This window comes from Pseudomonas sp. SDO5532_S415 (genome assembly GCF_054071155.1).
Genome location: NZ_JBSVWS010000070.1, coordinates 1 through 12,399 on the forward strand (window position 1 = coordinate 1; position 12,399 = coordinate 12,399).

Consider the following 12,399-nt stretch of genomic DNA (forward strand, 5'->3'; position numbering starts at 1 on the left):
TCCACTCCAGATTCCATGTGGGAGCGAGCCTGCTCGCGAAGACCGCAACTCGGTCGTTCAGGCCTGCTTGAACCCGCGCACTTCATCCACGCCCCGGTTGGCCAGTTGGTCGGCGCGCTCGTTGCCGTGGTGGCCGATGTGCCCGCGCACCCATTTCCAGGTGACGTTGTGGCGGTTGACCTGTTCGTCGAGCATCTTCCACAGGTCGGCGTTTTTCACCGGTTCTTTCGCGGCGGTTTTCCAGCCGCGTTTCTTCCAGTTGGCCATCCATTCATTGATGCCTTTCATCACGTACTGGGAGTCGGTCACCAGCAGCACGTCGCAGGGGCGCTTGAGCTCTTCCAGGCCACGGATCGCGCCCATCAGCTCCATGCGGTTGTTGGTGGTGTTGGCTTCGCCGCCCCAGAGTTCCTTTTCAACGCCCTTGCACACCAGCAACGCCCCCCAGCCGCCAGGACCGGGGTTGCCTTTGCAGGCGCCATCGGTGAACAGTTCTACGCTATCGCTCATGCCAATCTATCCAGAAAATGCGGTGGCTCGCCGATGGGTGATCGACAACGCCCGAGACCGGGGGCAACCCCGGCCGGAAAAATAAAGTAGGTATTACGGTTCGATGCGGCGGCGGTTGACCTTGGCCATCGGCAATGGAATCAGCTTGCCCATCGGTTCGCGGCGTTCCTGACGGACCGGCCGCAGGCCCACCACGATCTTGCGCGCCACCAATAAATAGAAGCCGCCACCGGACAATTGCCAATCACCGGCCTTGCGCTCCCAACCGGCCAGACGGGTCTGCCAGGCGGGCGAAGCAAGCGGCGGACGATAGCACCCGAAGCGGCGTTTCTCCAGCGCGAAGCCCAGCAGATTCAGCCAGTCGGCCACCCGCGACGGAGAAATGCAGCGCGCCTTGCGCAAGGCATCGTGAGCAAACACATGACGCAGGCCCCAGCTGCTCCAGGGGTTGATCCCGATGATGAGCAGATGACCGCCCGGCCGCACGCTGCTCGCCGCTTCCCGCAACAAACCATGTGGCGACAGGCAGAAATCCAGCCCGTGCTGCAACACCACCACATCGGCGGCATGCTCGCTCAACGGCCAGGCTTGTTCCTCGCAGACTATTTCGACCCCCGGCAACGGCGCACCCAGGCGCACATTGCGCTGCACCTGCGGCGCCGACGGTGGCGTCTGGGCCGAGGGACCGTAATGCACCAGGTAACCGCCGAAAAAACGGCCCAGCTCTTCTTCGAGCATCAGCCGCTCTTCATCCAGCAAAAACTGTCCGAGTGGACCGGACAGCCACTCACGAGCGGCGCTGATCAACGCCAGCCAGTCAGGATCGGCCTGAGCGAACGCTTTATCGGTCATTGCATTCTCCAACGCGCCAGGAAGTTCTAAGATGCGCCATTGTTTTCCGCTTGGCGAATCCGACGATGATACAGATCAGTGCCCTGCCCGCCTTTACCGACAACTACATCTGGTTGTTACAAGACCCCAGCACCCGGCGCTGCGCGGTGGTCGACCCGGGCGATGCCGCGCCGGTTCAGGCCTGGCTCACGGCTAATCCGGGCTGGGTGTTGAGCGATATTCTGATCACTCACCATCATCATGACCATGTCGGCGGCGTCGACCAGCTGAAGAAAGCGACGGACGCCAACGTCTACGGTCCGGCCAGCGAAAGCATCCCGGGGCGCGACATCGCGCTCAAGGATAACGATCGCGTCAATGTGCTGGGCCATGACTTCGAGATCATTGCCGTCCCCGGTCATACCCTGGGGCACATCGCCTATTATCACCCCGGCCTGCTGTTCTGTGGCGATACCCTTTTCGCGGCGGGTTGCGGACGCCTGTTCGAAGGCACGCCTCAACAAATGTACACCTCGCTGTCGCGCCTTGCCGCGCTTCCCGAAGACACCAAGGTGTACTGCACCCATGAATACACCCTGAGCAATCTGCGCTTCGCCGCGGCCGTCGAACCAGGCAATCCGGACACCCTCGAACGCCTGGGCACTGTCACCCGTCAACGGGAAGCGGGGATCATCACGCTGCCTTCGACGATAGCCCTGGAAAAGCGCACAAATCCGTTTTTACGTGCCGGAGAAACATCCGTTAAAGAAAAAGCGGACGAACGGACCGGCACCGATAACTCTGCGCCCGATATGGTTTTTGCGACACTGAGGGCTTGGAAAGACACGTTCTAAACAGCTTGCACGATGGTACGAAAACCATGAATGGTTGACCGTTAGGGGTGCGCTTTCTAGAATCGCCCGACATTTTTGCCCGGAACTTACTTCCAGCCAATGTCGTCATCTATTCGCAAAGCCATCAATTCGGACGCTCTGACCCGCCTGGCGCAAGCCATAGCGGTGGCTGTGTCCGCGACATTGGCGGGCTGTTCCAGCCATGCGCCGCAGACCGATGCGACGCATGCTTCGAATATTGCCGCGCGTGCCAAGCAGAAGCCCATCTGGATCAGCGAAAAGCCGAGCCCGCAAATCCCGCAGGATGTCTGGGAGCGCATGCGCCAGGGCTTCCAGCTGCAGGACGGCCTGGGGGTCAACCCGCGCATCGAGCAACAGCGCCTGTGGTTCGCCAGCAATCCATCGTTCCTCGAAAACGCCGGCGAACGCGGCAGTCTCTACATTCATTACATCGTCGAACGTCTTGAAGAACGCAACATGCCGCTGGAACTGGCATTGCTGCCAGTGATTGAAAGCGCCTACAACCCGATGGCCTACTCCCGGGCCAATGCGGTTGGCTTGTGGCAATTCATTCCATCCACCGGACGTTACTTCAACCTGCGTCAGACCCGCTTCTATGATGGCCGTCGCGATATCACCGCTTCGACCACCGCCGCAATGGACTACCTGACCCGTCTGCACGACATGTTCAACGGCGACTGGCTGTTGGCCCTGGCCGCTTACAACGCCGGTGAAGGCACGGTCAGCCGGGCCATCGAGCGCAACGAAAAGCTCGGCCTGCCGACCGACTACTGGAACCTGCCGCTGCCCGCCGAAACCCAGGCCTATGTGCCGAAGCTGCTGGCCTTGTCGCAAGTGGTACTGGCGCCTGACGCCTACGGCGTGAACCTCAACCCGATCGCCAACGAACCGTATTTCCAGGTCGTCGAAATCAACCAGCGCATGGACCTGTCCAAGGTCGCGGCGGTGGCCAACATCGACGAAGACGAACTGTTCCAGCTCAACCCGGCCTTCAAGCAACGCACCACCATCGACGGCCCCCAGCATTTGCTGGTGCCAACGTCCAAGGCACAACTGCTGACCACCAGCCTGCAGACCATGCGTCCTGAAGAGTTGATCAGCAAGAAGCAGCTCAAGCCGGTCTTCGACGGCGCGGACGAGACCCAGGTGGCCGTTGCCAAACGCAACTACCGGGTCAAGCGCGGCGACAACCTGGGCTCCATCGCCAAGGCCAACAATGTCGACGTCAAGGACCTGCAGCGCTGGAACAAGCTGAGCGGCAAGAACCTCAAGCCCGGCCAGACACTGGTTATGCAGGACACCAGCAAACGCGGTAAGGGGCGCATCAACACCGTGGTTGCGGCCAACGCCAAAACCAGGGGCGATGCCAAAAAGCCACAGACCCAATACAAGGTCAAGCAAGGCGACTCGCTGTACATCGTGGCCAAGCGCTTCAACGTTGAAATGCAGCACCTCAAGCGCTGGAACCCGAAAATGGGTCAGGCGCTGAAGCCGGGGCAGATGCTGACGGTTTCCAATCCGCACTAAAAAAAACGAGCCCCTGATTATCAGGGGCTTTTTTATTTTTGCAGCATCGAAAGGCTTTGTGGCGAGGGAGCTTGCTCCCGTTGGGCTGCGCAGCAGCCCCAAACCCTGCTCCCTGGATAATTCTGACATACCGCGTGCACAGGGTTTACGACGGCTTCGCCGCCGAGCGGGAGCAAGCTCCCTCGCCACAGGATGGGCGCAAGCAGAACTGTCTCGTCCGCAATTAACAGCGCATTAACCCCCCGTCTTTTTCCTGTCCATACAAGCTGTTACTGTACGAGCCACAAAGCCCAAGCCGCCTGGATCGGATTCACTACTTGAAGCGTCCCCTCCTCTCGCTCCTGATCAGCCTGGCCTTGAGCTCCACCGCAAGCGCGACGATCAGCGAAAGTCATGGTTATGCGCAGTTCGGCACGCTCAAGTACCCGGCCAGATTCACCCACTTCGATTGGGTCAACCCGCAAGCGCCCAAGGGCGGTACGTTGCGGGTGATGGCGTTTGGCACGTTCGATACGCTCAACCCTTATACCTTCAAGGGCACCAGCCCGGTTGCCACGCCGAATTTCCTGCAATATGGCATCAACGAGCTCAACGAGCCGCTGATGGTCGGTACCGGCCAGTACGCCCCCTCCGGGGACGAGCCGACCTCCAGTTATGGCCTGATCGCCCAATCGGTGGAGTACAGCGAGGACCGCAGCTGGGTGGTGTTCAATCTGCGCCCCGAGGCACGCTTTCACGATGGCACGCCGATCACCGCCTACGACGTGGCGTTCTCCTACCGCCTGCTGCTCAAGGAAGGTCATCCGCAATACCGCACCAACCTGCAGGAAGTGTTGCGGGTCGATATCCTCAATCCCCGACGCATTCGTTTCGTCTTCAAGCGTACCGGCAATCCCTTGCTGATCCTGCGCCTGGGTGAATTGCCGGTGCTGCCGCAACATTACTGGAAAGATCGCGACTTCAAGGCCACCACCTTCGAACCGCCGCTGGGCAGCGGGCCGTACCGCATTACCTCGGTCACGCCGGGACGGCAGATCGTGTTCGAACGGGTCAAGGACTACTGGGGCAAAGACCTGCCGGTCAATCGCGGCAAGTACAATGTCGATCGCATGCAAGTCGAGTTCTACCGCGACAGTGACGTTGCGTTCGAAGCGTTCAAGGCCGGTGAGTTCGACATCTATATCGAGCATCAGGCGAAGAATTGGGCCACCGGCTACAACTTTCCGGCGATACGTCGTGGCGATGTGATCAAGGCGCAGATCCCGCACCAGATCCCGACCCAGACTCAAGGGCTGTTCATGAACGGCCGGCGCCCCACCCTGTCCGAAACCAAGGTCCGTGAGGCGCTGGGGCTGATGTTCGACTTCGAGTGGACTAACCGCACGCTGTTCAGCGGTGCCTACAATCGCGCCATGAGCTACTACCCCAACAGTGAATTTTCTGCCACGGGTCTGCCGGTCGGCCATGAATGGCTGTTGCTCAAGCCCTGGCGCGAGCAGTTGCCCGCCAGATTGTTCAGCGAACCGTTCAGTCTTCCGCAGACTCAGGGCCGCGGCATTCCCCGAGACACTATGCGCCAGGCACTGAGCCTGCTCGCCGAGTCCGGCTGGAAGCTCAACGGCCAGCGCTTGCAGAACGCCGCCGGGCAGCCGTTGCGCCTGGAAATCCTGCTGGTCAATCCGAACCTGGAGCGCATCCTTCAGCCCTACGTCGAGAACCTCGCCAGCATCGGCATCGACGCACGGCTGCGCACGGTCGATCGCGCCCAGTACAAACAGCGCCTGGATCAGTTCGATTTCGACATGATCCTGATGACCCTCAACCAGACCCTCAGCCCCGGTCTGGAGCAGTGGCAGTACTTTCATTCCAGTCAGGTCGGGGTCAAGGGCAGCAAGAACTACGCCGGCATCGGCAACCCGGTGGTCGATCATCTGCTCGATCAATTGCTCGCGGCCAAGACCCGCGATGAGCAAGTCGCCGCCGGCAAGGCGCTCGACCGGGTGCTGCTCTGGCAGCACTACATCATTCCCAACTGGTACCTCAATTATCACCGCCTGGCTTACCGCAACCGGTTCGCCTTCGTCAGCACGCCGCCCTACACCCTGGGCCTGAGTGCGTGGTGGCTGAAATCTTCGGAGAAAGATCGATGAAACCCATCAGCGCCCTGCTGTTGCAGGCCAGCGCCCTGTTGTTCGCAGGGTGGGCCTGTGCCGCCCCGCAACATGCCCTGACCCTGTACAACGAGCCGCCGAAATACCCGGCCGACTTCAAACACTTCGAGTACGTCAACCCGGACGCGCCCAAGGGCGGCATCTTCCGCCAGGCCGGTTTCGGTGGTTTCGACAGCCTCAACCCCTTCATCAGCAAAGGGGTATCGGCCAACGACATCGACCTGATCTACGACACCCTGGCCAGGCAGAGCCTGGATGAACCCTTTACCGAATATGGCCTGATCGCCGGCAAGATCGAAAAAGCCCCGAACAACGACTGGGTGCGTTTCTACCTGCGGCCCGAAGCCCGTTTCAATGACGGCCATCCGGTACGGGCCGAGGATGTGGTGTTCAGCTTCCAGACCCTGATCAAGGATGGCGCACCGATGTACCGCGGCTACTACAACGACGTCGAAGACGTGGTCGCCGAAGATCCGCTGACCGTGCTGTTCAAGTTCAAACACAGCAATAACCGCGAGCTGCCGCTGATCCTCGGTCAGTTGCCGGTACTGCCCAAGCACTGGTGGGCCACTCGCGATTTCAACAAAGGCAACCTGGAAATTCCGCTGGGCAGCGGCCCGTACAAGGTCACCGAGGTCAAGGCCGGGCGTTCGGTACGCTACGAGCGGGTCAAGGATTATTGGGGCAAGGACCTGCCGATCAACCGCGGGCTCTACAACTTCGATGTCATGACCACCGACTACTACCGCGACAACACCGTGGCGCTGGAAGGCCTCAAGGCCGGGCAATTCGATTACTGGCTGGAGATGACCGCGAAGAACTGGGCCAACGCCTACAACATTCCAGCCGTCACCGAAGGCCGCCTGATCAAGGAACAGATCCCCAACGGCAACCCCACCGGCATGCAAGGCTTCGTGTTCAACCTGCGCCGCCCGGTGTTCCAGGACGTGCGCGTGCGCCAGGCACTGACCCTGTTGCTGGACTTCGAATGGACCAACAAGCAGTTGTTCAACGGCGCTTACGCGCGCACCCGCAGTTACTTCGAGAATTCGGAAATGGCCGCCACCGGCCTGCCGGATGCCGATCAGCTGGCGATCCTCGACCCGTTTCGCAGCAAACTGCCGCCACAGGTGTTTTGCGAGGCCTTTGAGAACCCGACCACCGATGGCAGCGGCATGATCCGCACCCAGCAACGCCAGGCCTATCAACTGCTGCAAGAGGCCGGCTGGCGCATCGTCGATGACAAGATGGTCGACGCCACCGGCAAACCGGTGAGCATCGAATTTTTGCTCGCCCAGACCGAATTCGAACGCGTATTGCTGCCGTTCAAGCGCAACCTGAGCGACCTGGGCATCGAGCTGGTGATCCGCCGGGTCGATGTCTCGCAATACGTCAACCGCGTGCGCTCGCGGGACTTCGACATGATCGTCGGCAGCTTCCCGCAGTCCAACTCGCCGGGCAACGAACAGCGCGAATTCTGGATGACCGCGGCTGCCGACAAACCCGGCAGCCGTAACTCCATGGGCCTCAAGGATCCCGTGGTGGACCAGTTGGTCGAGCAATTGATCAATGCCGATTCGCGCAAAAGCCTGGTGGCTCATGCCCGCGCACTGGACCGGGTGCTGCAATGGGGCTATTACGTGATTCCCAACTGGCACATCAAGACCTGGCGTGTGGCTTACTGGAACCACATCGGTCACCCTAAGGTCTCCCCCAAATATGACATCGGCACCGCCACTTGGTGGGTCAAGCCCGATGCCAAACCGGCCATAGAGATCGAAACCAAATTGCAAGCCGACCCTGCGGGCACGGAGTAATCAGATGCTGGCGTATATTTTTCGGCGACTGTTGCTGATCATTCCGACCTTGTTCGGTATTTTGCTGATCAACTTTGTGATCATCCAGGCCGCTCCCGGCGGGCCGGTGGAACAGATGATCGCCAAGCTCGAAGGCTTCGAAGGCGCCACCAGCCGTATCGCCGGTGGCGGCGCGGAGGTGTCGGTGGCCGGTTCCGCCTATCGCGGCGCCCAGGGCCTGGACCCGGCGCTGATCAAGGAAATCGAGCACATGTACGGCTTCGACAAAACGGCGCCGGAACGCTTGTGGATCATGGTCAAGAACTACGCCACCCTGGATTTCGGCGACAGTTTCTTCCGCGATGCCAAGGTCATCGACCTGATCAAGGAAAAGCTGCCGGTGTCGATCTCCCTCGGGCTGTGGAGCACCCTGATCATGTACCTGGTGTCGATCCCCCTGGGGATCGCCAAGGCCACTCGGCACGGCAGTCACTTCGACGTCTGGACCAGCTCGTTGATCATCGTCGGCTACGCGATCCCGGCGTTTCTGTTCGCCATCCTGCTGATCGTGGTATTTGCCGGTGGCAGCTATCTGGACTGGTTCCCGCTACGCGGGCTCACATCGAACAACTTCGATGAACTGAGCATGAGCGGCAAGGTACTCGACTACTTCTGGCACCTGGCGCTGCCGGTGACCGCCCTGGTGATCGGCAACTTTGCGACCATGACCCTGCTGACCAAGAACAGCTTCCTCGACGAAATCAACAAGCAGTACGTGGTCACCGCCAAGGCCAAGGGCCTGACCAATCAGCGCGTGCTGTACGGCCATGTGTTCCGCAACGCCATGCTGCTGGTGATCGCCGGTTTCCCGTCGGCCTTCATCGGGATCTTCTTCACCGGTTCGTTGCTGGTGGAGGTGATCTTCTCCCTCGACGGCCTCGGCCTGATGAGCTTCGAAGCGGCGATCAACCGCGACTACCCGGTGGTCTTCGGCACGCTGTTCATCTTCACCCTGCTGGGGTTGGTGGTGAAGTTGATCGGCGACCTCACCTACACCTTTGTCGATCCGCGCATCGACTTCGAAAGCCGGGAGCAGTGAGATGAACCTGTCCCCTCTCAATCGCCGCCGCTTCGAGCTGTTCAAGGCCAACAAGCGCGGCTGGTGGTCGCTGTGGCTGTTCCTGATCCTGTTCGGCGCCAGCCTCGGCGCCGAGTTGATCGCCAACGACAAACCGCTGGTGGTGCACTACGACGATGGCTGGTATTTCCCGGCGCTCAAGCGTTACCCGGAAACCACCTTCGGCGGCGAGTTCCCGCTGGAAGCCAACTACAAGAGCCCGTACATCCGCGAACTGCTCAAGGCCAAGGATGCCTGGGTGCTGTGGGCGCCGATTCCGTTCAGCTACCAGAGCATCAACTACGACCTGAAAGTCCCGGCTCCCGCGCCACCGTCGGCGGACAATCTGCTGGGCACCGATGACCAGGGCCGCGACGTGCTGGCCCGGGTGATCTACGGCTTTCGCGTGTCGGTGCTGTTCGCCCTGACGCTGACCATCCTCAGCTCGATTGTCGGGGTGATTGCCGGTGCCTTGCAGGGTTTCTACGGCGGCTGGGTCGACCTGGCCGGACAGCGCTTCCTGGAGATCTGGTCCGGGCTGCCGGTGCTGTACCTGCTGATCATCCTTGCCAGCTTCGTGCAGCCGAATTTCTGGTGGCTACTGGGGATCATGCTGCTGTTTTCCTGGATGAGCCTGGTGGACGTGGTCCGCGCCGAGTTCCTGCGTGGGCGCAACCTGGAATACGTGCGTGCGGCCCGGGCGCTGGGCATGCAGAATGGCGCGATCATGTTCCGCCACATTCTGCCCAACGCGATGGTCTCGACCATGACCTTCATGCCGTTCATCCTGACCGGCGCCATCGGCACCCTGACCGCCCTGGATTTCCTCGGCTTCGGCCTGCCGGCGGGCAGCCCGTCGCTGGGTGAGCTGGTGGCCCAGGGTAAATCCAACTTGCAGGCGCCGTGGCTGGGCATGAGCGCGTTTGCCGTGCTGGCACTGATGTTGAGCCTGCTGGTGTTCATCGGCGAGTCCGCTCGCGATGCCTTCGACCCGAGGAAGTGAAATGAATCAGGACAATCTGATCGAAGTGCGCGACCTCGCCGTCGAATTCGTCGTTGGCGAGCACTGCCAGCGCGTTGTAGAGAATGTCAGCTTCGATATCAAGCGCGGCGAAACCCTGGCGCTGGTGGGCGAAAGCGGCTCCGGCAAATCGGTGACCGCCCACTCGATCCTGCGCCTGCTGCCCTACCCGCTCGCCCGTCATCCATCGGGCACCATCGAGTATTCCGGGCAAAACCTGCTGGACCTGAAAGAAAAAACCATCCGCCACATCCGCGGTAACCGGATCGCGATGATCTTCCAGGAGCCGATGACCTCGCTCAATCCGCTGCACTCGATCGAGAAGCAGATCAACGAGGTGCTGGGCATCCACAAAGGCCTGGTCGGCAAAGTGGCGACCAAACGCACCCTCGAACTGCTGGAAATGGTCGGCATTCCAGAACCTGAGAAGCGCCTTAAAGCCCTGCCCCACGAATTGTCCGGCGGTCAGCGCCAGCGGGTGATGATCGCCATGGCCCTGGCCAACGAGCCGGAATTGCTGATTGCCGATGAGCCGACCACCGCACTGGACGTGACCGTTCAGCTGAAAATCCTCGAATTGCTCAAGGAATTACAGGCTCGCCTGGGCATGGCGCTGTTACTGATCAGTCACGATTTGAACCTTGTGCGAAGAATTGCGCATCGCGTATGTGTCATGCAGCGCGGTTGCATCGTCGAACAGGCATCGTGCGAAGAGTTGTTCCGCGCGCCGCAGCATCCGTACACTCGGATCCTGCTGGCAGCGGAGCCCAGCGGGACGCCGGCGACCAACGTGATCGGCCCGCCCTTGCTGGCGGTCGAAGACCTGAAAGTCTGGTTCCCGATCAAGAAAGGCTTGCTCAAGCGCACGGTGGATTACGTCAAGGCGGTGGACGGCATCAATTTCAGCCTGCCCCAGGGACAGACCCTGGGCATCGTGGGCGAAAGCGGTTCCGGCAAATCGACGCTGGGCCTGGCGATTCTGCGGTTGATCGGCAGCCAAGGCGCCATCCGTTTTGAAGGCAAGCAGCTAGACTGCCTGACGCAGCAACAAGTCAGGCCGCTGCGGCGGGAGATGCAGGTGGTGTTTCAGGACCCGTTCGGTAGCCTGAGCCCACGGATGTGCGTGAGCCAGATCGTTGGCGAAGGCTTGCGGATCCACAAGATCGGCACCGAGGCGGAACAGGAACAAGCGATTATTGCGGCACTCAAGGAGGTAGGTCTGGACCCGGATACCCGGCACCGCTACCCCCACGAATTTTCCGGTGGGCAACGGCAGAGAATCGCCATTGCCCGGGCATTAGTGCTAAAACCGGCGTTGATTCTGCTGGACGAGCCGACTTCGGCCCTCGACCGCACCGTGCAACGCCAAGTGGTGGAGCTGCTGCGTTCACTGCAAACCAAGTACAACCTGACGTATCTGTTTATCAGCCATGACCTGGCTGTCGTCAAGGCGCTGAGCCACCAGCTGATGGTGGTCAAGCATGGCCAAGTGGTCGAACAGGGAGACGCGCAAAGTATTTTTGCCGACCCCCAACATCCGTATACACAGCAGTTGCTGGAAGCCGCCTTCCTGGTTCCAGACACTGCGCAATAACCTGAAAGAGAGGAGCAACACATGGGTTTTCTCGCCGGTAAGCGCGTACTGATCGTCGGTGTCGCCAGCAAGCTGTCCATCGCATCCGGCATCGCTGCCGCCATGCATCGCGAGGGCGCTGAGCTTGCCTTCACTTATCAGAACGACAAACTCAAGGGTCGTGTCGAAGAGTTCGCACAAGGCTGGGGTTCGAGCCCTGAGCTGTGCTTCCCGTGCGACGTGGCCAGCGATGAAGAAATCGCCAAGGTCTTCGAAGAACTGAGCAAGAAGTGGGACGGCCTGGACTGCATCGTGCACTCCGTGGGCTTCGCCCCGGGCGACCAACTGGACGGCGACTTCACCGAAGCCACCACCCGTGACGGTTTCCGCATCGCCCACGACATCAGCGCCTACAGCTTCGTGGCCCTGGCCAAGGCCGGTCGCGAAATGATGAAAGGCCGCAACGGCAGCCTGCTGACCCTGTCGTACCTGGGCGCCGAGCGCACCATGCCGAACTACAACGTGATGGGCATGGCCAAGGCTTCCCTGGAAGCGGGCGTTCGTTACCTGGCCGGCTCCCTGGGCCCGGACGGTACTCGCGTCAACTGCGTATCGGCTGGCCCGATCCGCACCCTCGCCGCTTCCGGCATCAAGAACTTCCGCAAGATGCTGGCCGCCAACGAAGCGCAAACCCCGCTGCGTCGCAACGTCACCATCGAAGAAGTCGGCAACGCCGGTGCATTCCTGTGCTCCGACCTGGCGTCCGGCATCAGCGGCGAAATCATGTACGTGGACGGTGGCTTCAACACCACGGCCATGGGCAATATCGAAGAGTGATCTTCGGTTAGCCATCAAAAAACCCGCCTGTTTTGGCGGGTTTTTTGTGCCTGCGATTCCGCGCACAACATGGCCCCTTGTGGGAGCGAGCCTGCTCGCGAGGGCGGTGTGCCAGCCAACATAAAAACTGAATGTCATTCC

At 60.6% G+C, this 12,399-nt stretch carries 10 protein-coding genes; 8 read left to right on the forward strand and 2 right to left on the reverse strand.

Annotated elements, in window-relative coordinates; all coding sequences use genetic code 11:
- Positions 1-57 precede the first annotated feature (57 nt).
- Positions 58-510 carry a ribonuclease HI gene (rnhA, locus tag ACW9HW_RS16545; RefSeq protein WP_095194944.1) on the reverse strand — a complete coding sequence of 151 codons (453 nt, stop codon included), beginning with the start codon at positions 508-510 and terminating at the stop codon, positions 58-60.
- Between the two features lie 93 nt (positions 511-603).
- Positions 604-1,362 (reverse strand): methyltransferase domain-containing protein, encoded by a 759-nt coding sequence (locus ACW9HW_RS16550; RefSeq protein WP_095194945.1) that lies wholly within the window; start codon positions 1,360-1,362, stop codon positions 604-606.
- Between the two features lie 65 nt (positions 1,363-1,427).
- On the opposite strand from ACW9HW_RS16550, the gene gloB reads away from it, so the two are divergent.
- The 8 genes from gloB to fabI all read left to right on the forward strand — a co-directional run bounded on the left by gloB (position 1,428) and on the right by fabI (position 12,258).
- Positions 1,428-2,195, forward strand: a complete 768-nt coding sequence (gene gloB / locus ACW9HW_RS16555) for a hydroxyacylglutathione hydrolase (RefSeq protein WP_457400868.1) — start codon at positions 1,428-1,430, stop codon at positions 2,193-2,195.
- Positions 2,196-2,294: 99 nt separating this feature from the next.
- Positions 2,295-3,743 (forward strand): transglycosylase SLT domain-containing protein, encoded by a 1,449-nt coding sequence (locus tag ACW9HW_RS16560; RefSeq protein ID WP_457400842.1) that lies wholly within the window; start codon positions 2,295-2,297, stop codon positions 3,741-3,743.
- A gap of 341 nt (positions 3,744-4,084) precedes the next feature.
- Positions 4,085-5,893: an extracellular solute-binding protein gene (locus tag ACW9HW_RS16565; protein ID WP_457400870.1), complete on the forward strand. Its 1,809-nt coding sequence runs from the start codon at positions 4,085-4,087 to the stop codon at positions 5,891-5,893.
- Positions 5,890-7,731: an extracellular solute-binding protein gene (locus ACW9HW_RS16570; protein ID WP_095194949.1), complete on the forward strand. Its 1,842-nt coding sequence runs from the start codon at positions 5,890-5,892 to the stop codon at positions 7,729-7,731. The genes ACW9HW_RS16565 and ACW9HW_RS16570 overlap by 4 nt, the downstream gene beginning before the upstream one ends.
- Positions 7,732-7,735: 4 nt before the next feature.
- Positions 7,736-8,809, forward strand: coding sequence for a microcin C ABC transporter permease YejB (locus tag ACW9HW_RS16575; protein WP_457400844.1), 1,074 nt, complete (start codon positions 7,736-7,738; stop codon positions 8,807-8,809).
- A gap of 1 nt (position 8,810) precedes the next feature.
- Positions 8,811-9,830 carry an ABC transporter permease gene (locus tag ACW9HW_RS16580; protein WP_095194951.1) on the forward strand — a complete coding sequence of 340 codons (1,020 nt, stop codon included), beginning with the start codon at positions 8,811-8,813 and terminating at the stop codon, positions 9,828-9,830.
- A 1-nt stretch (position 9,831) separates the two neighbouring features.
- Positions 9,832-11,442, forward strand: coding sequence for an ABC transporter ATP-binding protein (locus tag ACW9HW_RS16585; protein ID WP_095194952.1), 1,611 nt, complete (start codon positions 9,832-9,834; stop codon positions 11,440-11,442).
- 21 nt (positions 11,443-11,463) lie between these two features.
- Positions 11,464-12,258 (forward strand): enoyl-ACP reductase FabI, encoded by a 795-nt coding sequence (fabI, locus tag ACW9HW_RS16590; RefSeq protein WP_007956947.1) that lies wholly within the window; start codon positions 11,464-11,466, stop codon positions 12,256-12,258.
- Positions 12,259-12,399: the final 141 nt, after the last annotated feature.

Excerpts from the sequence above, each read along its gene's own strand:
- rnhA (WP_095194944.1), bottom strand. The coding sequence starts at position 510 with ATGAGCGATAGCGTAGAACTGTTCACCGATGGCGCCTGCAAAGGCAAC.
- ACW9HW_RS16550 (WP_095194945.1), bottom strand. The coding sequence starts at position 1,362 with ATGACCGATAAAGCGTTCGCTCAGGCCGATCCTGACTGGCTGGCGTTG.
- gloB (WP_457400868.1), top strand. The coding sequence starts at position 1,428 with ATGATACAGATCAGTGCCCTGCCCGCCTTTACCGACAACTACATCTGG.
- ACW9HW_RS16560 (WP_457400842.1), top strand. The coding sequence starts at position 2,295 with ATGTCGTCATCTATTCGCAAAGCCATCAATTCGGACGCTCTGACCCGC.
- ACW9HW_RS16570 (WP_095194949.1), top strand. The coding sequence starts at position 5,890 with ATGAAACCCATCAGCGCCCTGCTGTTGCAGGCCAGCGCCCTGTTGTTC.
- ACW9HW_RS16575 (WP_457400844.1), top strand. The coding sequence starts at position 7,736 with ATGCTGGCGTATATTTTTCGGCGACTGTTGCTGATCATTCCGACCTTG.
- ACW9HW_RS16580 (WP_095194951.1), top strand. The coding sequence starts at position 8,811 with ATGAACCTGTCCCCTCTCAATCGCCGCCGCTTCGAGCTGTTCAAGGCC.
- ACW9HW_RS16585 (WP_095194952.1), top strand. The coding sequence starts at position 9,832 with ATGAATCAGGACAATCTGATCGAAGTGCGCGACCTCGCCGTCGAATTC.
- fabI (WP_007956947.1), top strand. The coding sequence starts at position 11,464 with ATGGGTTTTCTCGCCGGTAAGCGCGTACTGATCGTCGGTGTCGCCAGC.